This window comes from Ruegeria sp. BHSB056 (assembly GCF_059613305.1).
In genome coordinates this window covers 20,575-46,295 of record NZ_JBXWSG010000016.1, presented here as the reverse complement: position 1 = coordinate 46,295, position 25,721 = coordinate 20,575, and the positions used below count along the sequence as shown (strand labels likewise).

Genomic DNA, 25,721 nt, shown 5'->3' with positions numbered 1-25,721 from the left:
CAGTCCAAGCTCAGAAACCGGCCTCGGCCCTGAGTTTCTGCATCAGCATGTGCAGTGAATTTTCATATCGCTCGGACAACAACCTTCCCTGATCGTCGAACTCATTCGAACTGTCGGCGAGGTGGATTTCCGGACCCTGCAAGATGCGGGGCTGAAAGGGTACCATGCAGGCGCGCAGGATCATCTGCGCCCTTTCCCCACCCGCGCGGCCACCCGCGGCCGACATCACGGCGACCGGCTTGCCCGCCCATGGATTGCCTTTCGTCCGGCTGACCCAGTCCAGTGCGTTTTTCAGAACTCCCGAAGGCCCTTTGTTGTACTCGGGCGTCGAGATGATCACCGCATCCGCCTGCCCGATCTGGTCGGCCAGCATCTGAACAGATGCCGGTATCCCTTCGGCATCCTCCAGGTCGCCATCATAAAGCGGCAGGTTCAGGTCTGCTTCGGCATAGCTGACAGGGTCGAACAACCGGGCCGCTTCGCGCAGCAGCTTGCGGTTCGTCGCGTCCTTGCGCAGGGAGCCGGACAGGCCAAGCAGGGTCGGTTGAGACATCAGGGACAACTCCGTTTCAGTGTTTCCCAATAGTTAGACCGAGATTGACCCTGACCAAACCCCCATTGACGCACAGTCATTGCGCAACAGGGGCCGGCCAGACCGGTCCTGCGTTTCAGGATCACGCGTTTCCGCTGGGGACGACGACAATCTCAACCCGACGGTTTTGCGCTTTTCCTTGCGGCGTCAGGTTGGACGCGACCGGGTTGTTTTCACCCTGACCGTAGGTTCTGATACGGCTGTAGCTGACACCATTGGCCTGCAGGATATCCGCGACCGCGTTTGCGCGACGCTCGGACAATCCCTGATTATAAGACGCGTCACCATCGCTGTCGGTATGACCGATGATCTGCACGTTCGAGTTGGGATAGTTGACAAGGTTTTGGCCCACTTTCACCAGATCCGCCCGCAGCGCCGGACGCACGGTCGAGCTGTCCGTGTCAAACGTAATGTCATTCGGGACAGTCACGATCAGCCGGTCACCCGCATTGACGATGGTAATCCCGTCATTTGCCAGTTGCTGACGCAATTCCGCAGCCTGCTTGTCCAACTGGTTGCCGATCAGACCGCCACCTGTGGCACCAATGGCGGCACCAGCCAGCGCCCCAAGACCCGGGTTCGAATTATTGGCGATCGCGCCGACACCCGCACCGATAAGCCCCCCCAGAACCGCACCCTGCTTGGTATTTTTATTGGGGTCGTTCTGCACGGTCAGGGTGCCCGGATCGGTACAGGCCGTCACGGCCATGATTGAACACAAGCCTGTCGCCAGGAAAAACTTTGAAATCGTCATGATATCACCTTCTGCTCCGGTACCCGTTCTTCGGGCTTGATCCATTTCACCCAGTATATCACTGCGCTTGCTCACAGGCTCAAGCAACAATGCGGTGAAATAGGCGAATACCCGCCAAAGGCCACTCATACCGGTTCCGCAAAGGTGCCCGCGTGCTGTTGCTCCTGCCAGAGATCGCGCAAAGATTTACCCTGCCCCAGAAATCCTTCGTCAGTGTATTCACTGGACCAGATGCGATCAGTTCTGAAATGGCGAAAGCCGTTTCGCATCTCGCACCACCCTGCCAGCAACGTGCATTCGACATGATAGATCAGCGCCAGCGGGCGCACCACGCGGATGGTTTGTTCGCCTTCGCCGTCTATATAGGTGATACGGATTTTCCGTTCTGCCCGAATAGCTTCGCGATAATGCGAAACAGAAACACACCCTTTGTCGGGATCATCCGCCGGAGCCCCCCAGGGTGAAACCTGCAACCAATCGGTCGGGCTATGCAGAGCATCGATCTTCTGACAGATCCGACTGGCGGCCCGCTGCAGGTGGCTGTCGCCGGTGCGCGCCAGAAGAGAAAGGCCAACCCACAGGGCCTCAACCTCTTCCGCGTCGAAATTCAGCGGTGGCAAATCGTAACCGCGCCGCATCATGTAACCGACACCGGCCTCACCTTCGATGGGTGTTCGCTGGGCCTGCAATTCGGCAATGTCACGATAGACAGTGCGGATGGACACCTCCAGCCGGGTGGCCAGTGCTTCTGCCGTGACCGGCGCACTTGCGGCCCGCAGAATCTGGATGATTTCGAACAAACGGGTCGAACGGCGCATCGCATTCTCCTGACACTCTGCTGACACCCTAGCACACCCCACTGACACCATGCTGTCAGCAGTGAAGGGCGACAATGGGTGGATATCACACAAGGAGCCAAGAAATGCCGCACCTCGACAACCACATCATGATGACATTGAAACTTGGCCAATGGTCACAGGATCACACACTGCGTGCCTTCGAGATTGAACGTGAGCTCGCGCAGGAGCGCCATTGCCGCCAGCCGGTTTCCACGAAACGAACAAGACGTATTTCGCTGGGCAACCTGAAGATGCTGTGGGCCGGAATTGTCTGAGGTCAGAAATCGGGATGGGCGCGAAACTTCATCGAATGACCGCCCTCGGGATGCTTCAGGCGCAGTTCTTCGGAATGCAGCATCAATCTGGGAAATTCCCTTGCCGCACCTGTTGCATAGAATGGATCGCCCAGAATCGGGTGACCCAATGCCTGCATATGAACGCGCAACTGATGAGACCGCCCGGTTTTGGGAAACATACGCACGCGAGAGGTTTCACCCTCATGTTTCACAACGCGCCAATCGGTGACAGCAGGTTTGCCCGTATCATGACACACCATTTGTCTGGGTCGGTTGGGCCAGTCCACGATCAACGGCAGGTCAACGGTGCCGGTCTTTGGCTCCATCCGCCCCCAGACACGGGCAATATAGGTTTTCCGGGTCTGCCGCTTTTCGAACTGCATACTCAGATGCCGTTGCGCATGGGGCGTTTGGGCAAATACCATGACACCTGATGTGTCCCGGTCCAGTCGATGCACAAGCAGCGCCTGAGGGAAAGCCGCCTGCACGCGTGTCAGAAGGCAATCAGCCAGATGCTCGCCCCGCCCCGGTACGGAAAGCAGACCCGACGGTTTGTTCACCACAATCAGCTGCGCATCTTCGTGCAGCACGTCCAGCGCGGTTTGCGGGGGGGCATAGGTTTCGCTCATGCGGGCCTGCCTATCTCAGCACGCCTCTTCCCGCAACGTCGTCCTTGCGCGCCCGGTCATGTTCGGTGAACTTCTGCGCAGGAGGATAGGACATGCACCCGACAATTGAACGACTGCAAGAGGTTGTCGCCAAGGGCGATGAGGCGCTGATTCACGATCTGTTGGCCGAAGATGTGCAGTTCCTGCCACCAACCTATTACAGCACCTGGACCGGGCGCGCACCTGTGGCTGCCGTTCTTGGCCATGTCGGGCAGGTCTTTTCCGACTTCCGGTATCGCCGGGTCATGGGCGCCGGCAACGATTGGGCGCTGGAATTTCAATGCAAGATTGGAGATTTGGACGGCATTGGCGTTGACCTCATTACACTGAACGAGGCCGGTTTGATCCAAATCTTCGAAGTCGCCATGCGCCCCTACAAAACAGTCGGCGCTTTACGCGAGGCGATGATGGCGCGCGTGATGACTGACGCTCGTTTTCTGGAATTCAAAAACGCCCTGACGTGACTTGATGATGCGCGCCCTGATAGCACCCGACCAGGTACTACGTGTGCCCTTGCTGCCCGTTCTGGCCACGCAAGCGCTTTTGGTGCGCCGCAACGCCCGGCTTTTGCCGGAGCCCACTGGCCCGAGAGAGGGCCGAACAGGGCGTGGGCCCCGCCTGCGTCTGCTGATCACTGGTGACAGCTCGGCGGCCGGAGTGGGCGCGGGAACTCAGGCACAGGCCTTGTCGGGACAGCTTGTGGACCGGTTGGCCAGACACCACACGGTTGAATGGCAACTTGAGGCCACTACAGGGCACACGACGCTGGACACAATTGAACGTCTGAGGGGCATAAAGGGAGAATTCGATGCGGTGGTCACGGCTTTGGGGGTGAATGACGTCACCTGCGCCGTCTCCTGCCGCACATTTTCGGAACGTCAGGCTCAGCTTATTAACATCCTGTCAAACGAACTGAAGGCGCGGCGCATAATCATCACCGGCGTTCCACAAATGCACAGGTTTCCGGCCCTGCCACACCCATTGGCCTGGGTGCTTGGCCGTCAGGCTGCACGGCTGGATAACGCGTTGCAACAGGTTGTTTCCGTCCATTCCCATGTGGAGCACCTGAAGCTTGATCTGCCCGACGACCCGGCCCTGGCGGCACCGGACGGCTATCACCCAAGCCCGCGGGCCTATGCGCTGTGGGCAGATGCTGCATCACGCCTGTTGCTTCAGGCCTGAGCCCGCGCCTGCCGGATCAATGGGATCGAGTAAATGACCAAAGCCACCCAGATCAGGGGGAATGCGATCATGCGTCCGGTGTCGATCTTCTCACCAAACAGAGTGATGGCTGTAGTGAAAATCATAGTCGGCGCAATGTATTGCAGGATGCCCATGGTCGACAGGCGCACCAGCTTGGCTCCGTTCGCATAGACCAGCAATGGCACCGCCGTGACGATACCGGCGCAGGACAACAGCAGGGTATCAGACATCGCTACGCCAAAATGACCTGCGCCTTGCACACCCAGCCAGGTGACATAGGCCAGGGCCGGGATCAAAAGGATCAGGACCTCAAGCAGAAAACCCTGGTTGGGACCAATTGGAAGGGATCTCTTAAAGAATGCATAGAAACCCCAACTGACCATCAAACCCAGCGCCGCCCAGGGAAGTCGCCCAGCCTCAAGCACAAGCACAAGAACGCCCAGCGCGGCAAGCCCCACCGCAAACAATTGGGTCCGCGTCAGGGGCTCACGCAGCAAAATCGCGCCTAACGCGATACTGAACAGCGGATTGATGTAATACCCCAACGCCGCGTCCAGCGCGTGCCCCGTCGAGATCGCCCAAACATAGATCGCCCAGTTCACGGAAATCAGCGCCGCCGTCAAAGCCGCCATGGCCAGCATCCGGGGATTGCCAAGTGCCGCCTTCAAATCCCGGGTGCGCCCCAGCGCGACCAGCAGCAAACCTGCAACCGGAACAGACCAGATAATCCGATGCGCCACCACCTCGACCGGTCCTATGTGATCCATCGCCTTCATGTAAAGAGGCAGAAATCCCCACAGGACATACGCCGTGACAGCCAAAGCCAAACCTTTGGGCGTGTCTGCATTCTGAGGTGATAAAGGCGAGGCTGTCACGAAGGCTCTCCGGTTGATACCGGTTTCGTTTACGGCAGAACTGAACGGATTGAAAACTCTGAAAACAGTGAAGTGTCACATAAACATTTGTGATATGTTAGCTGACCGCAGCTATTGCCGCCAAAAATGCGAGGCGCTGCCTCGCGCTCCGGGATATTTTAGGCCAGATGAAGTGCGTATCTCTTGCTTCACCTGGCTCCAAATATCCCGGGGGAGTCGCCCGGCACGGGCGGTGGGGGCAGAGCCCCCTGCCCTGTCTGTCAGACCTTCACCCGTTCAGATTTCGGGTCATACATCGGTTTTAGCGATGCTTCGGCTTTGACCTTCACGCCGCAAACATCGATCTCATAGGTTGAACCCAAAACGTCCGCGGCCTTTTCACCTTCGCACGGCACATAGCCCAATCCGATGGCACCGCCGAGGCTATGACCGTAATTGCCGGAACTCAGGTAGCCGACATATTCGCCATCACGCACAATCGGCTCGTTGTGGAACAACAGCGGTTCAGGGTCGGTCAGACGGAACTGCACCAGGCGCGATTTCGGGCCGGTTTCCTTGCGCGCGATCACCGCCTCGCGGCCGATGAAGTCGCAGCCCTTGTCCACCTTGACGGCAAAGCCAAGACCAGCATCAACCACGTGATCTTCACAGGTGATATCATGGCCGAAGTGGCGGAAACCTTTTTCGATCCGGCAGCTGTCCATCATGTGCATACCACACAGCTTCAGCCCCATGTCCCGACCAGCCTCATGCAGCGTCTCAAAGACGTGGCCCGCCATGTCTGAGGAAACATAGATTTCCCATCCAAGCTCACCCACATAGGTCACGCGATGTGCACGGGCCAGGCCCATTCCGATCTCGATCTGCTGTGCCGTACCGAAGGGGTTGGTCGCGTTTGTGAAGTCGTTGGGCGAGACCTTTTCCATCAGAGCCCGGGCGTTTGGACCCATGACAGCGAGAACGCCTTCACCCGCTGTGACATCTGTAATGACCACGTTGAAATCCCCGACATGGCGCATCATCCATGTCTGATCCGCCAAGCGTGTGGCTGCGGGGGTCACGACCAGATAGGCGGTTTCGGTCAGGCGGGTCACGGTGACGTCTGCTTCGATCCCGCCTGTGCGGTTCAAAAACTGCGTATAGACGATCTTGCCGACAGGGACCGAGTAGTCACCCCCGCCGATGTAGTTCATGAACTCTTCGGCATCAGGGCCTTCCACGCGAATCTTGCCGAAGGAAGACATGTCATACATGCCCACATTCTCGCGCACGGCTCTGTGCTCGGCAGCGGAATTCTCGAACCAGTTCTGGCGCTTCCAGCTGTACTGGTATTCGCGCTCTTGCCCTTCATTCGCGTACCAATTGGCCCGTTCCCAACCTGCGAGTTCACCAAATACGGCGCCCTGTTCTTTCAGGTGATGGTGAAACGGGGTTCGGCGCACGCCCCGTGCGGTGGCTTTCTGGCGATAGGGGTAGTGGTCGGCGTAGAGCAATCCCAACGTTTCTTTTGAGCGTTCAAATAGGTACTTCTTATTACCCTGAAACGGCTGCATCCGACCGATATCCACGTCGCCCAGATCAAAGGGCTTTTCACCTGTATCCATCCACTCGGCCAGCGACATGCCCGCGCCACCGGCGGACTGGATACCGATCGAGTTGAACCCGGCCGCGACCCAAAAATTGTCCATCTCGGGCGCCAGACCCAGGTGATAGGCGTCGTCGGGAGTAAAGGATTCGGGGCCGTTGAAGAAGGTGTGAATACCCGCCTCGGACAGCATTGGCATCCGGTTGCACGCCGCTTCGAGGATCGGTTCGAAGTGATCGAAATCCTCGGGCAGTTGGTCGAACTCGAAGTTGTCGGGAATACCGTTCATGGCCCAGGGTTTGGCATTGGGCTCGAATGCGCCCAACATCATTTTGCCCGCGTCTTCCTTGTAGTAGGCACATTCATCTGGCACCCGCAGAACCGGCATTTGGCTCAACCCTTCAATGGGTTCAGAGACGATATAGAAATGTTCGCAGGCGTGCAGCGGCACATTCACGCCGGCCATCTTGCCTACCTCGTGTCCCCACATTCCCGCGCAGTTAACAACCATATCGCAGGCGATATGCCCTTGGGTTTGCCCATCATCACTGACCCAGTCGACACCGGTTGCACGCCGTCCGCGCCGGGAAATCCCGGTCACCTTCACCCGTTCCTTGATCACCCCACCGCGTTGACGCGCACCCTTGGCCAACGCCAAGGCAATATTAGCAGGATCCGCCTGGCCATCGGTTGGCAACCAGACGCCACCTGCCACGCCGTCGAGGTTGATGTGCTCATATCGCTCTTTGACTTCAGTCGGAGAAAGCTCTTCGACCGGAACGCCAAAAGCGCGGGCCATTGCCGCATTTCGGTGAAGCTCTTCCAACCGCTCACTTGTCAGGGCAACCGAAACGGACCCGACCTGACGGAGGCCGGTGGCGACGCCGGTCTCTTCCTCAAGGCCCAGATAAAGTTCGGCGGAATAGCGCGCCAGTTTGGTCATGTTGGAAGACGCGCGCAGTTGCCCGATCAGACCCGCCGCATGCCAGGTGGTGCCGCTGGTCAGTTGCTTGCGCTCAAGCAGAACAACATCGGTCCAGCCCTTCTTGGTCAGATGATACGCGACCGAACATCCGATGACGCCGCCACCGATGATGACCACTCGGGCCTTGCTGGGAAGATCAACCATCCTGAAATCTCCGCTGTGTCAGGTTAGGCGTAAACTGCCACGGAAGATCGACAATAAATGCACCAAAAACGTCACAAGATCCGCATTTTTCACCGATGTGTCGCGGCCCGCTTTTCCCGCCGAACGACAAAGGGAGTGACGCCGAAGAAGCTTTTGTAAACAGAGGAAAACCCGTTCGGAAAACCGCAGGCCAACCCGATTTCGCGAACGCTCATAGTGGTGTTCAAAAGCAGGTTGTTGGCCTTGGCCAGCCGCATTTCGCGATAGAATCCGTTGGGTGTGGTGCCAAAGAAGGTTTTGAACTTACGCTCAAGCGAGCGGTTCGACAGTTGCAGCGAATCGACGATCTGATTGATCGGCAGAGGGTCTTCGATATTGGCCTGCATGAGCTTGATGCACTGATCCAGCTTCACATCTCCGGTCGCCGTCAACTTTACCCCCGAGAAAGGCTGCATCGAGGCGAAATCCCGGATGTTTTCATGCAGCATGATGTCCGCCACGGTCATCTTTGCAGGCCCCGAGATATGGCGACCGATTACTGCCAGCGCGACATCTGTTGTCGCCTCCATTCCGGCACAGGTCACAACGGCGCCCTGTTCGGTTGCAATCGACAGCTTGGCTTCAAACCGGGCCCCGCGTTCCCGCAGGAACGAGGCGTTTTCCCAGTGAGTTGCCAAATCATCTGAACCCTGTTCGTCGATATACCGGCTGGCCGCTTCCGCCAGCAGAAACACCTTGGCATCGCGGAAAGTATAGTCCGACACCACCCGCCCCAAAGACAAGTCCGGGTGATCCGGGTCAGAATTGCCGATCACAAAAAGATAATTCGCCTTGGGTTGCGGCTGCACGCGTTCCGTTTGCACCACCGCGTCGCTGCTGCTGGAGATCGGGCCACCATTGAGCGACCGATAGGCAAAAGTGAACGGCGGCTTCGGACACACACGATTTGCCAGCCTGAGAACCTCGACCAATGAGGCCAGTTCAAGCAGCACAAATCCGGGTGCGACCAGAATATCGAAATGTTGCTGTATCGCCTGCGGTGAATCAGAAGCAACTTTCCTCATCGCTGTCACCTTAGACGATCTCGTGCCCGGCAGCACGCAACCGGTTGGCCAGCGCTTCGATGTGGTCCGGGCCAATTTCGCAGCACCCGCCGACAATCGTGGCCCCCTGATCGACCCAACGCATGACGTGATCCGCATAAGCATCGGGACCAAGATCATGGCGTTGATCCAACGCATCCACTGTCGGCGCGTCCTTTAGAAACTCATCTGAAATATGTGTAAAGCCGTTGGCGTAAGCACCATAGGGCTTGTTCATAGTGGACAGGATTTCCAGAGCAGCCGGGATCGCTTCGGGGCGCGAACAATTGATCAGCAGCGCGTCAGGCGAAAACTCTTCTACCAAAGGCGCGACATCCCTTAGTGGTTCGCCGGACCTGAGGCGACGGCCATCGTCGTCATTGACCGTGAATGACAGCCAGACCGGTTTGCCACATCCGGTCGTTCCACGCAGCGCGCCCTCGGCCTCCTGCACCGAGGACACTGTCTCGATCAGAAACAGATCGACGCGCGCAGCCATCAAAGCTACAAGTTCAGCAAACTTTTCCGCCGCGTCTGCCGGGTCCGGGTTCAGGTCGGGTCGGTAAGATGCCAGAAGCGGCCCCAGAGACCCGGCGATCCGCCCCCCGGTCGAAATACGGGCACGTTCGGCCTGTGTCAGGGCAGTGTCGACAAGGGCGGGCATCTGGTCCTCCATCCCCACCCGTACAAGGCGTGAGCGGTGGACGGCGTAGGTATTGGTGGTCGCAACCGTGGCACCACTGCGGAAGTAGTCGCCATGCACCGCGCCGACCAGATCAGGGTGGTCGATCATCACACGTGTGGACCATAGCGGCGTCGCCCGGTCTCCGCTGCGTTTGACCAGTTCCTGTCCGATTGAACCGTCCAACAGAGTGATCTTTGTCATGTCCTTGCTCCTTAAGGCAGCAGCACGAGTTTACCCGGAAGGGTCTTTGCCTGAAAATCAGCCTGTGCGCGGGCGATATCCTTCAACGGGTAGGTTCGGGAAACCAGTGGTTTGATCCGTCCGGTATTCATCAACTCCACAAGGCGGCCAAAGACTTCGGGCGCCTGATGCGTGCAGCCGTGGATGGTGATATCGCGCAAATAGATGTCTCGCAGATCAGCCTCGACAATCGGGCCGGCAATTGCCCCCGAAACGGCGTAGTGCCCGCCGGGTTTCAGGGCAAGGATCAGCGATGCCCATGCGGGCCCGCCCACCACATCTATAACCGCGTCGAACATATCCTGCGGCGGCAGCTCATCCCGGCCAAATGTGCCCAACGCGCCTTGGGATTTGACGACCTCTGCCTTCGCTGCCGCCGTCACACCCCAAACCGACGCTCCGCGCAGCGCAGCAAGCTGCACCGCCGCCAGACCAACGCCGCCTGACGCGCCGGTGATCAGAACCTTTTGCCCTGCCGTCACGCCCGCGCGCGTCAGCAGGTTTTCGGCAGTACCAAAGGCACATGGAATGGCCGCAATTTCCACGTCTGACAGGGGCGATGTACTTGCGTCATAAAGGTCATTTGCTTCAACCAGACAGTATTGGGCAAAAGCGCCATCAATCTCAGACCCGAGCGCAATAAAGCCCTGAGGGCTGCCGGGGCGCGGACGCGGCAGGTTGATCGGGCAAGTCACGCGCTGGCCCTTTTTGAACCCCGAGTTTGGCCCAACCTTTTCAACGATCCCGCACAGATCGCCCCCCTGAATGCGGGGAAAGTTCAGTGCGCCACCCCATCCGCCGGCTTCAATATCCTGATCGACGGCATCCGTCGCACCGGTGACATCCGATGAATACCAGCCGACCCGCGTGTTGATGTCCGTGTTATTCACGCCTGCTGCAGCGACCCGAACAAGCACCTGCCCTGGCCCAGGGGCCGGGACAGGGATATCGTCACGCCATTCCAGCGCCTCTGGCCCGCCATGGCCGGTCAGATAGACGCCGGACATGGTCGCCGGAAGCGTCACGCGCGCAACCGCTCGTTCTCGGGGTCCCAGAGCGGCTGGTCCAGCTCTACAACGGCGCGGCATTTCTGGCCGTAGATTTCGACCTCAAGCTCAGTTCCCGGATTGGCAAGCTCGGCCCGGATCATGCCCAGCGCGATGGATTTACCAACACGGTAGCCCCATGCGCCGGATGTGGTTTCGCCCACGATCTCATCGCCATGCCAGATGCAGGACATATACGGCGCGTCGCAATCGCCCGCATCAACAGTCAGGGTGACGAAGGACTTTTTCACGCCTTGCTGCTTTTCGTTCAGGATTGCGGCCTTGCCAGGGAAGTCCTGCGGTTTGTCCAGTTTGACGAACCGCTCCAACCCGCCTTCAAGCAGGGAATAGTCGGTCGACAGATCGCCCTTCCAGGCGCGGTACCCCTTTTCGATCCGCAGCGAGTTCAGCGCATACATCCCGAACGGCTTGGCACCGGCATCGATGATCGCGTCGTAGATCGCAGGCATATCCGCATTTTCAGCGTGAACTTCCCAGCCCAGCTCACCAGCGAATGAGACACGCAGCAGAGCGACCCATCCGCCTTTGGTTTCGCTTTCCTGAAAGCTGAGCCACGGCAAGGTCAGATCGGCCTCGGTAACTTTGCTGAGAATGTCCCGAGATCGAGGCCCGGTAACGATCAGCGTGCTCATCCGCGTTGTCCAGTCTTCCAGCGTGAACTCGGCATCGGCAGGTATGTGACGCTCAAGCCATTCACGGTCATGCCATTGCGCGGTCGCTGCAGTGACCAGAACGAACAGGTCTTCGGCCTCGCGCGTGACCGACATTTCGGTCAGGATACGCCCGCGGTCATCTGCGAAGTAAACCAGCCCAACCCGACCAATCTTGGGCAATGCCCCTGCAACCAGACCGCGCAGCCATTCATCAGCACCCGGCCCCTGTATTTTGAACCGCGAGAAGCCCGGCAGGTCCAACACGCCACAATGATCGCGCACGGCCTCACATTCTTCCTTGATCCGCTGTTCCCACGGTCCGGACCGACCCCAAGTATGGGTCGCGTCCAGCGAGGTGTCATCGCCGGGCTGTGCAAACCAGTTGGCGCGTTCCCAGCCGCTATAGGCCCCCATGACACCGCCGTGCGCGATCACCTTGTCATGCACGGGCGACAGCTTCTTGTCTCGTGCGGCAGGCCATTCATGGTGCGGGAAGTGCATGGCATATTCGTTGCCATAAACTTCCATGCCTTTCTGGTTGCAATAATCCTGATCGGTGTAATCGGTATAGCGGCGCGGATCGACGGCCCACATATCCCATTCGGTCGCGCCATCAACGACCCACTCGGCCAGAACCTTGCCTGCGCCACCGCCCTGCGCGATGCCAAACGTGAAAGTATGTGCTTCGAACGCGTTCTTGACGCCGGGCATCGGGCCGATCAAAGGCAGCCCGTCAGGCGCGTAAGGGATCGGCCCGTTGATGACGCGTCCAACGCCCGAGGTTGCCATCAGCGGCACCCGCTCCATCGCATCGGTGACGATATCTTCGATGCGGTCCAGATCGTCATTCCACAATTGAAAGCTGAAATCATCCGGCATCGGATCGTCTTCGGTCATCCAGTGGCCCTTGCAGTTGGGCTCGTAAGGACCAAGGTTGAAGCCGTTCTTTTCCTGCCGCAGGTAGTACGAGACATCCACATCACGCAGCAGCGGCAGCTTGGCACCGCTTTGCTTGGTCCATGCTTCGATCTCGGGGATTTCATCGGTCAGCAGGTACTGGTGACTCATGACCATTGCCGGAACGGTGCGGCCACCGAAGGGCTTGAACCATTCGCCCACGCGCTGTGCATAATACCCGGCTGCGTTCACAACATAGTCACAGGCTATATCGCCTTTGTCCGTGTGCACGGTCCAGGTGCCGTCATCATGCTGCGTCACGCCAGTCGCCGGGCAGAAACGGATGATCTTCTGCCCCATATCGCGTGCGCCCTTGGCCAGCGCCTGGGTCAGTTGCGCCGGATCGATGTCGCCATCCGTCGGATCGTAGAGAACACCTTCAAGGTCATGCGTTTCCAGGAAGGGATAACGCTCTTTCGCTTCTTCCGGGGTCCACATTTCCATCGGGATCCCCTGATAACGGCCCATCGCCATGGCGCGCTCGAATTCCTGCACACGTTCTTTCGAATGCGCCAGTCGGATCGAACCGGTCTGGTGGTAGTTCATCGGGTAATCGACTTCCTCGCCCAGACGCGCATACAGCTCGGTCGAGTAGCGCTGCATGTTCATGATCGCCCATGAGGTCGAGAAGGTCGGAACGTTCCCTGCAGCATGCCAGGTCGACCCGGCAGTCAGTTCGTTCTTTTCCAGCAGAACACAATCGGTCCAGCCTTTCTTGGCAAGGTGATACAGCGAGGAAGCCCCCACCACACCGCCTCCGATAATGACCACGCGGGCTTTTGTTGGAAAATCACTCATGCGTTTTGATCCTTGTTACTGTGCCTCTTGAGGCAGATCGTCCGTAATGTCGTAATAGTCGCCCTTGTCAGCCACGAAGATGTGCTTTGAGAGCTTTAAACCTGTGGGTGCGTCCAGCGCGCCCATGGAAATCGAAATCGTGTCCTCTTGGTTGTGTTGCCAGAAGAGGAACGAGCCACAGCTGCTGCAAAATCCGCGCCGGGCGATGTCAGACGCGCGATACCAGCTGAGCGTGTCGCTGGCAGAGAAGCTCAGGTTGTCCTGACGGGTCGAAGCCGAAGCCCAGACATGGCCCGACTGTTTGCGGCATTGTCCGCAATGGCAGACCGAAGGCGGCGACATGTCTCCGTTGATCGTGAACGCGACCGAGCCGCAAAGGCAGGATCCCTTATGCATCTGACTACCCCTTTGTTGCGGGTGTGGTGCTGGTTCCCAACAACACACCGTAGATGACAAAACAAGCCGCCATGATACGGCGCACCCAGATATTGAACACGGCGCCCAGCGCTGCCTTGCCCATCAAGGCACCCAGCGCCGTAAAGCCGGTGTAGCTGAGTGTGGTGATGACCAGCGCGGTCGGCATGATAACCCCCATCTGCTGCCAGATCGGGACCTCGGGCTGAACGAACTGCGAAAACGCGGCCAGGTATCCGGCGACGCTTTTGGGATTGATCGTGGCCACTGCAAGCGCGTGCAGATAGACATGTCGTGCCGGACGCTCGGAGGCTGGTGCGGGTTTTGTCGCATTCATCCAGCCGCGAATGCCCAACCAGATCAAAAACCCCGCACCAATCAGCTTGGCGACGAAGAACCCGGTCGGCGATGCCGCGATCAGGGCGGTCACGCCCAGCGCAGACAGGATCAGAAAGGCGCTCGCCTGTGTGAGAATAGCCAATACGCCCAGCATTGCCTTTGGAAACGGCAAACTCATCCCGTTCGAGATGCAATTAACCGCGTTCGGGCCCGGGGTGGTCACGAAAACCACCCAGAACAACGCGAATATGGCCCAGGCTTCGAACGACATCAGTAAACCGGCGGGGCGATGACCCAGATGGCCACAGCGGGCTCATCATAAGGGTTGGCCCATTGATAGGGTTCATGTCGGATCCGAAAGCTGTCACCCGGCCCAACCGTGAACGCGCGCGACCCGATTGTCAGGTCCAGCCTGCCCGAGATCATGTATCCGACTTCCTGTGTCGGGCGATTGGCCGGTGTCTGCATCTGCGAGTTGGGTTTGAAGGTGGAATGTACCATTTCGAAATCATCGGTCAGATCCGGCGAGAGCAGCTCTTCGATCAACCCTTCCTCGCCCGACCCCATGGGGCGGCGCGAGCCGGCACGCACGACATATCCCTGCTCGTCCGCCGGTGCCGCCGAATGCGCAAACAACATCGACATGGGTACGCCAAGGCATTCGGCGATCTGCCTGAGGTCCGAAATCGACGGCTCGGATATGTCACGTTCAACCTGGCTGAGCCAGCCCACAGACCTGTCCAACCGGATCGCGATATCACTCAGCGTCAATCCACGCGCCTTGCGCAGCGCGCGGATATCTGCACCAAGTGTCGCACTTTGTGGGGCGTGGCTGTTCAAGGATGGCTCCAACGATCGTGAAAATTTCACCTCGTTTTTCACGATGACTCGATTCCGTGAAATTTCCAAGCATTTTTTCACGCAAGCCCGTATTCCGGGTGGCTATGCCCTGACGGTTCGGTCACTCAGCTGATATGGCAAACATAAATATCGGCGGTTTCTGAGGCGCGCTCCGGCCAAAGCGTAAAGCCTGTTTTTTGCAGAACGCGGGCTGAGGCCGGATTGTCGCGCCCAACCCCGGCGATGAGGCGTATGTCAGGCCCAGGCGCCAATGCGTCCCGCAGGCCTTGCAGCATCTCGGAGGCGTAACCATTCCCCCAGGCGGATTCTGCAATCAGATAGCCGATGTGAAGGTTTGGAATTGAATCGGCCTCTGAACTCATGGCCAACACGAATAGGCCAATAAGGTGGTTACCGTGGTTTTGGCGCGCAAGCAGAATATTGCTTTCAGCACGTCTGTCATCAATCCAGCTCGAAATTCCCCGACCCTGCAACTGCATCGACGGCGGCAGGTGTTTCAGGACCTCAGGGGTCAGAAGCGCTGCCAGATCATCTTCAAGCCGACCTCGCAATCGCGGATCGGCGAGTTCAACCTTCCAGTCGCTGACCGAAAGGCGCGAAGTTCGGAAATGGCCTGGGACCATGGTTAATCCAATACGGTTCGGATTTTCCGGTTTTATCAGGCTCCGAGTGAGATCGAAATGAAGAAATCGGCAGACGCGCCCTGTACCACCTTAGTTTCAATCAGACTTGTGCGAAGGTCTTTGACAGGATCGCGGACAGGTTATCCGCGTCTTCGGTTGAGAACGCATCGGGTTGATTGCTGTCGATGTCGAAAACTGCAATCAACTCGCCCGCTGCGTTCCGGACCGGCAGAACCAGTTCGGACCGGGTGGACGAGGCGCAGGCGATGTGACCCGGAAACGCATCCACATCCGGCACAAGCTGCGCCTGCCCGGTGCGCGCTGCGGCGCCACATACGCCGCGCGCGAACGGGATGACCAGACAGCCATGCCCACCCTGGTAGGGGCCGATTTTCAGCAAGCCTGGTTCTGTCACCCGGTAAAACCCGGTCCAGTCGAAGCGGTCGTCAGAATAGTGGACCTCGCAAGCAACCGTGGCCATCAGGGCAATCTGATCGGTTTCGCCTTCGGTCAATGCTGCAATTGTACTGGCCAGCGAACTGTAATCGACGGTCATAGGTCCCGAACCCCTTGGAAAACTCGGGGGCGCTGCCCCCGAACCCCCGGAGTATTTCGAAAAAGATGAAGGGTCAAATGCGTTCGATCGCGATAGCTGTTCCTTCACCGCCGCCAATGCAGATTGCAGCAACCCCCCGCTTGAGATTTCGTTTCTCGAGCGCGTTCAGCAAAGTGACCATGATACGGGCGCCAGATGCGCCGATAGGATGGCCCAAGGCACAGGCCCCGCCATTTACGTTTACCTTGTCGCGCGGCAATCCCATCTCGTGCATGAAAGCCATCGGCACAACTGCGAAGGCTTCATTGACTTCCCACAGGTCGACATCATCCTTGTTCCAACCGATGCGGGACAGAAGCTTTTGCGCCGCCGGAACGGGCGCAGTCGTGAAAAGTCCGGGCTCTTGAGCATGGCTGGCATGCCCCAGAATCCGCGCCAGAACTGTCAGCCCTAGCGCTTCCGCCGTTTCAGCCGATGCCAGAACAAGCGCCGCCGCGCCGTCAGAAATTGACGAGGAATTGGCGGCCGTCACTGTCCCGTCCTTGCGGAAAGCCGGTTTCAGCGTCGGAATTTTCTCGGGGCGGGCGGATTTGGGTTGCTCGTCGACGGTCTGTACAACCTCACCCTTTCGCGTGCGCACTGTGACGGGGACGATCTCGCCGTCGAAAGCACCGCTTTCTTGCGCGGACAGTGCGTTGGACAAGGATTTCAAGGCATATTCATCCTGCGCTTCGCGGGTGAACTGATACGCCTCGGCGCAGTCTTCGGCAAAGGTTCCCATCAGGCGGCCCTTGTCATAGGCGTCTTCCAGCCCGTCAAGGAACATGTGGTCGATCACCTGACCATGACCGATGCGCGCACCGCCCCGCATTTTCGGCAGCAGGTAGGGCGCGTTGGTCATGCTCTCCATCCCTCCGGCGACCATTGTGTCCGCATGACCCAATGCGATCTGGTCGAAGGCCATCATCGCCGCCTTCATCCCGGAACCACACATCTTGTTCAGCGTGGTGGCAGGAACCTCCTCGCCTAAACCCGCCGCGAAACCCGCCTGGCGCGCCGGTGCCTGCCCCTGACCTGCGGGCAGGACACATCCCATCAACACCTCGTCAACCGTCTGCGCCCCTGCCTGCTTTAACGCGGCACGAATCGCTGCGCCGCCAAGCTCGGATGCTGCGACACCGTCGAACATGCCCTGAAAACCACCCATTGGCGTTCTGGCAGCACCTGCAATAACAACATCTCTCATCCGGATAATCCTCCTGTCGTCCGGCCCTTGAATACCGAATGGTAAGAATTCGCGTCTAGCGTATTTCTACGACTCATTTTCAGATTGGAGGCAGCCGGACCATGGGGCTGACCAGCACATCAGACGGAACGACACAGATTATCACGGTTCACTCTGACCGGATCGACGCTGCGATGGCCATTCAGTTCAAAGAAGACATGCGCGCAGAAACCGAGGCCTGCGCCGATCGGGTTGTTCTGGACCTGTCAGGCGTCGAGTTCATCGATTCAAGCGGACTGGGCGCAATCGTGGCCTCCATGAAACAACTGGGTCTGAACCGAAAACTCGATCTGGCAGGCCCGCAGCCCGTGGTGGAAAAGGTCTTTCGCCTGACGCGCATGGATACAGTCTTCAGATTGTTTGCAACACTGGATGACGCCCTGTCGGAACCAGACAGGTGACAACAGCAGGAGTGCGACAACGTGGAGCCCATTTGTAACGCGACCTGCTTGGAACTGAGCTTTCCCGCAACGGAAACAGAAGCCAGCGCGGGGATTGCGAAACTCAGCGCCGGACTGGCGAAACGAGGGTTGCCGCCGCACAAGGCGGACGACGTCAAGATCGCACTGGCAGAAGCAATCAACAACGTTGTGGAACATGCCTACATGGACGTGGCCCCGGCCGGGGTTCAGGTGACATGCCGGTTGGACAGAAACCGGCTGGACATTCTGATTTCGGACACGGGCCATCCATTGCCTGGCTACGAACCACCAGACGGAACACCAGCGCCGCTGGGAACCCGCATTCAGGATTTGCCCGAAGGCGGGTTCGGCTGGTTCCTGATTCATCAACTTACCAGCGACATTTGTTATGAACGCCGCGACGGGTGCAATCGACTTTCCTTGCGATTTAACTTTGAAAAAAACGGGTAGCCCGCCGAAATTGGCCACAATAACGCCTTTTTCGAAACATTGTCGCGCCGCAAATCGCCGCCATAAAGTGACTCGTAGCTCAGATAGCTTCCCTCGGCGCCAATTATCACAGCCCCCACCCAGTGAACGGCGCCGAGGATCTCCTCCCTTGAAATGACTGGACAACCGGCAATCAGAGAATAGCTTTCCCTTGTTTGAAGGAGAAAGAACCCACCATGCGTGATCTGCACAAACCTGGCCGGTCGGAAGTTTTTGCGACGCGGGGGATGTGCGCAACGTCGCACCCGCTGGCCGCCAAGGTGGCAATCGATATTCTTGAGCGCGGCGGTAACGCCATGGACGCCGCGATAGCAGGTGCAGTTCTGCTTGGGATCTGCGAACCGCAGATGACAGGGTTAGGGGGTGATTGTTTCGTTTTGTTCAACCGTGCGGGCGAAAACCGAATACACGCATTGAACGGATCGGGTCGCGCACCGGCCGCCGCACGGGCGGACCCCTTGCGGGACAAGGGTCTGTCATCTGTACCGTTGAACGGCCCGGACGCGGTGACTGTTCCCGGTGCCGTGGACGCCTTCTGTCACCTTGCAGAAACCGAAGGGCGTTTGGGGCTGGGTGCGATTCTGGAACCCGCAATTCACTATGCCGATGCTGGCGTTCCGGTGGCCCCTCGGGTTGCATTTGACTGGAAAACGGGGGCGGCCACATTACAGGGCGCTGCGCGTGATCATTATCTGATCAACGGACAGATACCTACAATCGGGCAGATTTTTCGCGCCCCCGGTCAGGCTGAGGTCCTGCGCAGGATCGCCAGCCATGGGCGCGACGCTTTTTATTCTGGAGACATTGCCGAGGATATGATCCGGGCCCTGTCCGCACTCGGAGGTGTCCACACCGCCGAGGACTTCCACCGCACTAAGTGTACTGAAACGCAGCCCATGCGCGGGGCCTACAAGGGTGTTGATCTGGTCGAACACCCCCCAAACGGCCAAGGCGCAACCGCGATCCTGTTACTGAACATTCTAAAACAGTTCGACTTGGCCAGTATGGATCCATTTGGAGCAGAACGAGTTCATATCGAGGCTGAAGCCACCAAGCTGGCTTATGACGCGCGCAACCGGTTCATTGCGGATCCCGATCATGTCGCACGGGCCGAGCGGTTTCTTGATATGGATGTTGCGGTCAGGCTGGCGGCACTGATTAACCCAAAATGCGCAATGCCCGCAGCAGCACCTTTGACGGAAGCCGTTCACAAGGACACGGTCTATATTACAGTGGTCGACCGCGACCTTATGGCTGTGTCGCTAATCTATTCGATCTTTCATGGCTTTGGATCAGGAATCGCGTCCGAGAAATACGGCATTCTGCTTCAGAACAGAGGGGCGGGGTTCACGCTTCAGCCGGGTCACCCCAATGAACTGGCTGGCGGCAAGCGCCCGATGCACACGATCATACCGGGGATGTTGACCGAAAATGACCGTGTCACGATGCCATTCGGCGTTATGGGCGGTGCTTATCAACCGACCGGGCACGCGCGTTTCGTTTCGAACCTTAGGGACTTTGGGCTGGAGCTACAGGAAAGCATCAACGCGCCGCGAGCCTTTTTCGATGGAAATATCCTGAAACTGGAGCGGGGCTATTCCGAAGAAGTGGCGAAACAATTGTCTGAAATCGGCCACAATATTGAAATTCCAGAAACGCCGCTCGGTGGAGCGCAAGCGATCCGAATCCGAAAAGACGGTGTTTTGGAAGGCGCCAGCGACCCGCGCAAGGATGGGTGCGCCCTTGGATACTGATCAGCGGCAGTACAATGCCGACCGGTTCGCCAAACCTAGTTCAGTTGGAAATGCAAAGGGTAAGCACCGTCTTCGAACGGGCCGAACATGTTGGAGATATCCGGGTGCTCGACAGGCTCTCCAGAATAGTCTGCAACCAGATTTTGTTCTGAAACATAAGCAACATAGAAGGATTGGTCGTTCTCTGCCAACAGGTGGTAGAACGGCTGTTCTTTCCGTGGACGGCTGTCTTCCGGAATGGCCTGATACCATTCTTCTGTGTTCGAAAACTCTGGGTCCACGTCAAAAATCACCCCTCGAAAAGGGTGTTTCTTGTGACGGACCACCTGGCCCAATCCGTATTTCGCGCGTGTCTTTAACATTGTTTCGGCCCCCACCGCATTTACTAACGGTTTTTGGCCCGAAATGCCAATCATTGATGTGAAATTCAGGGAAACAGTCTGTGAACCTAATATTGACAGTGTTCGAAATCGTGGCCCCGGTTTTTCTCTTGGCGGCCATTGGCTTTACGTGGGTCAAACTGGGGTTCGAATACCGGCTGCAATTCGTGACACGCTTTGCAACAACGCTGGCAATGCCCAGTCTAATCTTTGTTGCACTCATGCAAACCGACATTCCGGGCGGAGATTTATCGCGTTTCACATCGGCGACCCTGGTCGCAAATCTTCTGCTGGCAGGGGTGTTCTGGTTGCTGGTTCGCGGATTGAAACTGGATCAGCGCACGTACCTGTCACCGCTGATATTCAGCAATACCGGCAACCTTGGCCTGCCGCTATGTATCTTTGCGTTCGGGCAGATTGGCTTGGGTTACGCAGTCATCTTTCTGTCTGTAACTGCGCTGTTTTCTTTCACCTATGGGATCTATCTGGTCGCCGGAAAAGGCGCATGGGGACAGGTCTTACGCCAGCCGATGGCCTGGGCGTCCATTCTGGGTGCGATGTTTTTGTGGCAAGGGTGGCAAACTCCGACATTTCTGACCAACACGTTAGAGCTTTTGGGGCAAATGGCTGTTCCGCTGATGTTGGTCACGGTCGGTGTGGCAATCGCCCGCCTGACCTCGCGCAGTCTGGGGCAAGCGCTCTGGCTGTCAGTCCTGAAACTTATCGTCTGCTTTGCGTTGGGCTGGGGGATTGGGGTGTTTTTTGATCTGGACACTGTCGCCTTTGGCGTTCTGGTATTGCAGATTTGTACACCAGTCGCTGTGACCTCATATTTGTTGGCAGAGCGATTTGAAGCCGATTCCGATGCCGTTGCCGGCATGGTCATGGTGTCCACTGTGCTGTCCGTGGCGGCGTTACCCGTAATTCTTGCCATTGTTTTATAGCGATTGTGATTTCCTCAGAGCTCAATCTGCGCTAGAATAAACAAAAAAGGCATGAGGCACATGAGCAGAATTCTTATCGTACTCTTCGGGGTGCTGCTTTTGGCATCCTGTGGCGGCGGGTCAAAACAACCGCCCAGCAAACTGAACGACGCGTGCAGCATTGCACGCGAACGACCCGATTTTATCAAGGCTTTCAAAAGCACCGAGCAGAAATGGGGTGTTCCGGTTCACGTTCAGATGGCCACGATTTATCAGGAAAGCCGGTATCGCCACGATGCGCGCACCCCGCACCGTTATGTGCTGGGCGTGATCCCGATGGGGCGGCAAAGCAGCGCCTATGGGTTTAGCCAGGCACTGGACGGCACCTGGGATCAATATCAGCGCGAAACCGGCAAGCGCCGGGCCAAACGAGATCGCATCCGCGACGCGTCGGACTTCATCGGCTGGTATATGAACAAAAGCTATGAGCGCAACGGAATCCACCCCGGCGACACACGCAATCAATACCTAGCCTATCATGAAGGCCACACGGGGTACGCGCGCGGAACTTACAACAGCAAGTCGTGGTTGTTGAGCGTAGCCAATGACGTGGACGCGCGCGCACAACTGTATCAAGCGCAGTTGGAGAATTGCCGGTATTGACCAGCAAAAGCGGGTCAGCGATTGACTGACCCGCGTCTTTCCTTGTTTGAGAAAAGACCCTGATCAAGACCATTGCTTTCGGTCAGCGCACCCAAAAGAACGGTGGTCTGGCTGCCGGCGTTGTCATGAATCACCCATTTGCGCAGCTCGACCGGATTATCGGTGAACATCAATTCAATCCGACCTGCCTCAGGGTTCTTGGGGTCTTGCGCAGTGACCACTGTGGCCGTGCCGTCAAAGCTGTGGCCGACAACCATATTGGCCTGATCAAGATTCACGTTGCGTGCCAGCACAATGGAAAGCGGCGTGCGCTTCAGCGGATATTGCTCGGGCGGCTGGTTCGATTTCGGATCGAAGATCTGAACACTGCCCGAGCGCGCCAGCACCACCGCACTGTTGGGCGGATCATATTCGAACCGCATCTTGCCCGGGCGCTGCATCCACAGCTGCCCGGTGCTCAACGAGCCATCATCGTTCACCTGCGTGAACGTCGTCTGAACCGTTTTCAATCCGTTCAGGTAATTGGAAATCTGCGAAAGCGGCAGTTTTTCCGCCGCCCATGCGGCGGGTGCGGCCAGTGTCAAGGCAAGGGCAAAAGCAATCTGTTTCATACCGTACAGATAGGCTGTCTGCCCTTGTTATTAAATATCCTATTGCTCGGGGACGAGGATTTCGCGCTTCCCGACATGATTTGCTGACGAAACAACACCTTCGTCTTCCATTTGTTCAACAAGACGCGCCGCCTTGTTGTACCCAATGGCGAGTTTCCGCTGAATGTAAGAGGTCGAGCATTTGCGGTCCTTGATCACAATTGCCACCGCCTGATCGTACAGCGCATCCTCTCCGTTCGTGTTGCCGCCAGTGTTCAGCCCCAAAACGGCGTCAATGTTGTCGACCTTGTCCTCGGCCGGTCCGTCCAGAACACTGCCCACGTAATCGGGCGGACCGAATTGTTTCAGATGGTTGACGATTTCCTCGACCTCTTCATCCGACACAAACGGTCCGTGGCAGCGGGTAATCTTGGCGCCACCGGCCATGTAAAGCATGTCGCCCTGCCCCAGAAGCTGTTCGGCGCCCATCTCGCCCAGAATGGTACGGCTGTCGACTTTCGAGGTCACCTGGAACGAAATCCGCGTAGGGAAGTTGGCCTTGATCGTGCCGGTGATCACGTCAACGGACGGGCGCTGTGTGGCCATGATCAGGTGAATGCCCGAGGCCCGCGCCATTTGCGCCAGACGCTGGATGCAGGCTTCGATCTCCTTGCCCGCGACCATCATCAGATCGGCCATCTCATCGACGATGACGACGATATAGGGCATCGCTTCGGGCGCGAATTCTTCCGTCTCGAACGTTGGTTCGCCGGTTTCATCGTCAAACCCGGTTTGCACCGTGCGGCTGAACATCTCGCCTTTGGCCAGCGCATCCTTTACACGGCCATTGTAGCCCGCGATGTTGCGGACGCCCATCTTGGACATCTTGCGATAGCGGTCTTCCATTTCGCCCACGACCCATTTCAGGGCGACAACCGCCTTCTTTGGATCGGTCACAACGGGTGACAGCAGATGCGGGATGCCATCGTAAACGGACAGTTCCAACATCTTCGGGTCGATCATGATCAGACGGCATTCATCCGGCGTCAGCTTGTAAAGCAGCGACAGGATCATCGTGTTGATCGCCACCGACTTACCCGAACCCGTAGTCCCGGCGATAAGCAGGTGTGGCATCTTGGCCAAGTTCGCCACAACGGATTCACCGCCGATATCCTTGCCCAGCGCCAGCGGCAGCGCCTGATTGCCATCGCCGAAATCGCGGCTGGCCAGGATTTCCCGCAGCACGACCATCTCGCGGTTTTCGTTGGGCAATTCGATACCGATCACCGAACGCCCCGGCAGGGTCGAAACCCGCGCCGACAGCGCCGACATCGAGCGGGCAATATCGTCTGCCAAACCGATCACACGGCTCGCCTTGAGGCCCGGAGCGGGCTCCAGCTCGTACATGGTCACGACCGGGCCGGGGCGTACGCTGACGATCTCACCCTTGACGCCGTAATCGTCCAGAACGTTTTCCAGCATCCGTGCATTTTCTTCCAAGGCCTCATCGCTCAGGTGATGGCGTTGGATACTGGCGGGGTTGGACAACAAGCCCAGAGGCGGCAGTTCGAAGTCAGAGTGCCGTTCCTCGAAGGACAATGCCGGTTGCGCTTCGGCCTGCGCACGACGAGACGGCAACGGTGTCCGACGCACGGGCTGCGCCACCACAGGTTTGCGCGGTTCAGCCACGGGGATCTTCATCGCCTGACGCGGTTGCGGCGCGGCGTCGGTGACATCCTCGAAAACCGACTCATCATCGATATCCAACTCGGACGCGTAGTCGTATTGTTCTGTCCCGACCTCATAACCGAACACAGCAGGCTCTTGCGCCTCTGGAGTGTCACCAGCGGAAAAATGCGGCTCGGGGCGCAGACCATACGCCGTCATCGGCGGTTCGGGTGGCAGTTCGGACGAGGTATGCTGGTTCAGGATCAGCGGATCGGGACCGCGTCCACGACCCTTGGTCAACGGTAGGTTGGGATCCGGCTCGGGTGTCATTTCGCCCACGGCTACCTTGCGATTTCGCACGGCGGCCGAGATTTTGGAGCGGATGCGATCTTCACCGGGCATGTCGTCAAAGCCCGCGATCGGTTCAGGATCCACCAACTCAGGCTCGGGCATTGGATCGGGGCGCCGGATAAGCGACGGCATTCGCGCCAACAGGCCTGATTTGACCGGAGGTTCAGGACGTCCCAATTCAGGTTCTTCAAAAACAGGATCGGCATAGGCCAGTTCGTCGTCAAACATCGCCTCGGCCGCTTCAGCGCGAGCAAGCTTGCGTTCTTCCCACTGCGCCCGGCGATCCCGCGCGGCTTGCGCGGCCGAGGCCGCACCACGCCCCATCAGCGTCATTAGCATGTCATAAGACATAACAAGACCCAGCAGGAAGGCTCGGAAGCCGCGTTTCACGTCGGCCTTGGTGAAGCCCAGCACAAAAACACCCAGCGCGGTCATGCCGACGGCCATGGCCAGCGACATCATTTTGACCAAAAAATGCGAAGAGATCGGCACCAGCGTCAGCAACGCGCCCATGACCGTGTCGCCGAACAAACCGCCCAAACCGTAGCTATGCGTTGCACGCCACTCGGCACCGGGAACAAGGGTTGCGGCATAAACCGAGGCTACAGCGATCCAGATCGGGGCAAAGATCAGGCGGGCAATGGCCCGGTCTTCACCGAAATGGCCCGCAAAACGCAGACCCCATCCGACCAGAACAAGCGCGATGCCCCAGCTTCCCCAGCCCACGATCATGAACAAGGGGGCTGCAATAGACGCGCCGACCCGTCCCATCCAGTTCTGCACCGGCGCGTCGGTCGAAACCATCCAATTAGGATCATCGGGCGTATAGGACCAGATCATCGCAGCCGCGGCCAAGCCCAACAGGATCAGCGCGATACCGATCAGTTCCTTACTGCGTCGCTCCAGGGCTGCCTGTGTTGTGCTGTCCAGCAATGGGTCGCGGTTTCGCGCGTTATATGATGCCATTTTGCCCTCGTACC

Annotated in this window: 27 protein-coding genes; 8 read left to right on the top strand and 19 right to left on the bottom strand. The window is 58.1% G+C overall.

Going from position 1 to position 25,721, the window contains the following annotated elements:
- Nucleotides 1-10: 10 nt before the first annotated feature.
- The 3 genes from AC2FND_RS06390 to AC2FND_RS06380 form a co-directional block, all read right to left on the bottom strand.
- On the bottom strand, nt 11-553 hold the full coding sequence (locus tag AC2FND_RS06390; protein WP_480900432.1) for an NADPH-dependent FMN reductase: 543 nt from the start codon (nt 551-553) through the stop codon (nt 11-13).
- Nucleotides 554-674: 121 nt separating this feature from the next.
- Nucleotides 675-1,346, bottom strand: coding sequence for a YiaD family glycine zipper/OmpA-like lipoprotein (locus AC2FND_RS06385; protein ID WP_209505259.1), 672 nt, complete (start codon nt 1,344-1,346; stop codon nt 675-677).
- Between the two features lie 125 nt (nt 1,347-1,471).
- The gene (locus AC2FND_RS06380) at nt 1,472-2,164 is read right to left on the bottom strand and encodes a helix-turn-helix transcriptional regulator (RefSeq protein WP_209598324.1); all 693 of its coding nucleotides are present in this window, start codon (nt 2,162-2,164) and stop codon (nt 1,472-1,474) included.
- A gap of 104 nt (nt 2,165-2,268) precedes the next feature.
- On the opposite strand from AC2FND_RS06380, the gene AC2FND_RS06375 reads away from it, so the two are divergent.
- Nucleotides 2,269-2,460, top strand: coding sequence for a hypothetical protein (locus tag AC2FND_RS06375; protein WP_209598325.1), 192 nt, complete (start codon nt 2,269-2,271; stop codon nt 2,458-2,460).
- 2 nt (nt 2,461-2,462) lie between these two features.
- Here the strand turns inward: AC2FND_RS06375 and AC2FND_RS06370 are convergent, their stop codons facing one another.
- Complete coding sequence (locus tag AC2FND_RS06370) at nt 2,463-3,110, bottom strand: RluA family pseudouridine synthase (protein WP_496768624.1); 648 nt, start codon at nt 3,108-3,110, stop codon at nt 2,463-2,465.
- 92 nt (nt 3,111-3,202) lie between these two features.
- On the opposite strand from AC2FND_RS06370, the gene AC2FND_RS06365 reads away from it, so the two are divergent.
- Entirely contained in the window at nt 3,203-3,613 is a 411-nt protein-coding gene (locus tag AC2FND_RS06365; RefSeq protein WP_209504951.1) for a nuclear transport factor 2 family protein, read from the top strand.
- 4 nt (nt 3,614-3,617) lie between these two features.
- Nucleotides 3,618-4,331, top strand: a complete 714-nt coding sequence (locus AC2FND_RS06360; protein WP_496768622.1) for an SGNH/GDSL hydrolase family protein — start codon at nt 3,618-3,620, stop codon at nt 4,329-4,331.
- On the opposite strand, the gene rarD is transcribed toward AC2FND_RS06360, so the two are convergent.
- From rarD to AC2FND_RS06300, 12 genes are all read right to left on the bottom strand, one after another.
- Nucleotides 4,322-5,227 (bottom strand): EamA family transporter RarD, encoded by a 906-nt coding sequence (rarD, locus tag AC2FND_RS06355; protein ID WP_496768620.1) that lies wholly within the window; start codon nt 5,225-5,227, stop codon nt 4,322-4,324. The genes AC2FND_RS06360 and rarD overlap by 10 nt on opposite strands.
- A gap of 260 nt (nt 5,228-5,487) precedes the next feature.
- The gene (locus AC2FND_RS06350) at nt 5,488-7,941 is read right to left on the bottom strand and encodes a GcvT family protein (RefSeq protein ID WP_496768618.1); all 2,454 of its coding nucleotides are present in this window, start codon (nt 7,939-7,941) and stop codon (nt 5,488-5,490) included.
- Nucleotides 7,942-8,030: 89 nt separating this feature from the next.
- Nucleotides 8,031-9,005: a GlxA family transcriptional regulator gene (locus tag AC2FND_RS06345; RefSeq protein ID WP_496768617.1), complete on the bottom strand. Its 975-nt coding sequence runs from the start codon at nt 9,003-9,005 to the stop codon at nt 8,031-8,033.
- A 10-nt stretch (nt 9,006-9,015) separates the two neighbouring features.
- Nucleotides 9,016-9,909, bottom strand: a complete 894-nt coding sequence (locus AC2FND_RS06340; protein ID WP_496768615.1) for a homocysteine S-methyltransferase family protein — start codon at nt 9,907-9,909, stop codon at nt 9,016-9,018.
- 11 nt (nt 9,910-9,920) lie between these two features.
- The gene (locus AC2FND_RS06335; protein ID WP_496768642.1) at nt 9,921-10,955 is read right to left on the bottom strand and encodes an alcohol dehydrogenase family protein; all 1,035 of its coding nucleotides are present in this window, start codon (nt 10,953-10,955) and stop codon (nt 9,921-9,923) included.
- Between the two features lie 14 nt (nt 10,956-10,969).
- Nucleotides 10,970-13,423 (bottom strand): GcvT family protein, encoded by a 2,454-nt coding sequence (locus AC2FND_RS06330; RefSeq protein ID WP_496768613.1) that lies wholly within the window; start codon nt 13,421-13,423, stop codon nt 10,970-10,972.
- A gap of 15 nt (nt 13,424-13,438) precedes the next feature.
- Nucleotides 13,439-13,819: a GFA family protein gene (locus tag AC2FND_RS06325; protein WP_480588275.1), complete on the bottom strand. Its 381-nt coding sequence runs from the start codon at nt 13,817-13,819 to the stop codon at nt 13,439-13,441.
- 4 nt (nt 13,820-13,823) lie between these two features.
- Nucleotides 13,824-14,447, bottom strand: coding sequence for a LysE family translocator (locus AC2FND_RS06320; protein WP_496768611.1), 624 nt, complete (start codon nt 14,445-14,447; stop codon nt 13,824-13,826).
- Complete coding sequence (locus AC2FND_RS06315; protein ID WP_496768609.1) at nt 14,447-15,016, bottom strand: helix-turn-helix domain-containing protein; 570 nt, start codon at nt 15,014-15,016, stop codon at nt 14,447-14,449. The genes AC2FND_RS06320 and AC2FND_RS06315 overlap by 1 nt, the downstream gene beginning before the upstream one ends.
- A 125-nt stretch (nt 15,017-15,141) precedes the next feature.
- Entirely contained in the window at nt 15,142-15,660 is a 519-nt protein-coding gene (locus AC2FND_RS06310; RefSeq protein ID WP_496768607.1) for a GNAT family N-acetyltransferase, read from the bottom strand.
- A gap of 100 nt (nt 15,661-15,760) precedes the next feature.
- Nucleotides 15,761-16,216 (bottom strand): GAF domain-containing protein, encoded by a 456-nt coding sequence (locus tag AC2FND_RS06305; RefSeq protein WP_496768605.1) that lies wholly within the window; start codon nt 16,214-16,216, stop codon nt 15,761-15,763.
- Nucleotides 16,217-16,289: 73 nt separating this feature from the next.
- Nucleotides 16,290-17,462 (bottom strand): thiolase family protein, encoded by a 1,173-nt coding sequence (locus tag AC2FND_RS06300; RefSeq protein WP_496768604.1) that lies wholly within the window; start codon nt 17,460-17,462, stop codon nt 16,290-16,292.
- A 101-nt stretch (nt 17,463-17,563) separates the two neighbouring features.
- Here AC2FND_RS06300 and AC2FND_RS06295 point away from each other — a divergent pair, with 101 nt between their 5' ends.
- The 3 genes from AC2FND_RS06295 to AC2FND_RS06285 all read left to right on the top strand — a co-directional run bounded on the left by AC2FND_RS06295 (nt 17,564) and on the right by AC2FND_RS06285 (nt 20,166).
- Complete coding sequence (locus AC2FND_RS06295) at nt 17,564-17,902, top strand: STAS domain-containing protein (protein ID WP_496768603.1); 339 nt, start codon at nt 17,564-17,566, stop codon at nt 17,900-17,902.
- A gap of 21 nt (nt 17,903-17,923) precedes the next feature.
- Nucleotides 17,924-18,373, top strand: a complete 450-nt coding sequence (locus AC2FND_RS06290; protein ID WP_480506409.1) for an ATP-binding protein — start codon at nt 17,924-17,926, stop codon at nt 18,371-18,373.
- Between the two features lie 215 nt (nt 18,374-18,588).
- Nucleotides 18,589-20,166: a gamma-glutamyltransferase family protein gene (locus AC2FND_RS06285; RefSeq protein ID WP_496768602.1), complete on the top strand. Its 1,578-nt coding sequence runs from the start codon at nt 18,589-18,591 to the stop codon at nt 20,164-20,166.
- Nucleotides 20,167-20,201: 35 nt separating this feature from the next.
- Here the strand turns inward: AC2FND_RS06285 and hspQ are convergent, their stop codons facing one another.
- Nucleotides 20,202-20,528: a heat shock protein HspQ gene (gene hspQ / locus AC2FND_RS06280; protein ID WP_209598336.1), complete on the bottom strand. Its 327-nt coding sequence runs from the start codon at nt 20,526-20,528 to the stop codon at nt 20,202-20,204.
- Nucleotides 20,529-20,608: 80 nt separating this feature from the next.
- Here hspQ and AC2FND_RS06275 point away from each other — a divergent pair, with 80 nt between their 5' ends.
- Both AC2FND_RS06275 and AC2FND_RS06270 read left to right on the top strand, forming a co-directional pair.
- Nucleotides 20,609-21,490 (top strand): AEC family transporter, encoded by an 882-nt coding sequence (locus AC2FND_RS06275; RefSeq protein ID WP_496768600.1) that lies wholly within the window; start codon nt 20,609-20,611, stop codon nt 21,488-21,490.
- 60 nt (nt 21,491-21,550) lie between these two features.
- Entirely contained in the window at nt 21,551-22,132 is a 582-nt protein-coding gene (locus AC2FND_RS06270) for a transglycosylase SLT domain-containing protein (RefSeq protein WP_209599591.1), read from the top strand.
- A 14-nt stretch (nt 22,133-22,146) separates the two neighbouring features.
- Here AC2FND_RS06270 and AC2FND_RS06265 read toward each other — a convergent pair whose 3' ends face one another.
- Together AC2FND_RS06265 and AC2FND_RS06260 are read right to left on the bottom strand one after the other, a co-directional pair.
- Entirely contained in the window at nt 22,147-22,743 is a 597-nt protein-coding gene (locus tag AC2FND_RS06265) for a LolA family protein (RefSeq protein ID WP_209504969.1), read from the bottom strand.
- Between the two features lie 39 nt (nt 22,744-22,782).
- Nucleotides 22,783-25,707 carry a DNA translocase FtsK gene (locus AC2FND_RS06260; protein ID WP_496768597.1) on the bottom strand — a complete coding sequence of 975 codons (2,925 nt, stop codon included), beginning with the start codon at nt 25,705-25,707 and terminating at the stop codon, nt 22,783-22,785.
- Nucleotides 25,708-25,721: the final 14 nt, after the last annotated feature.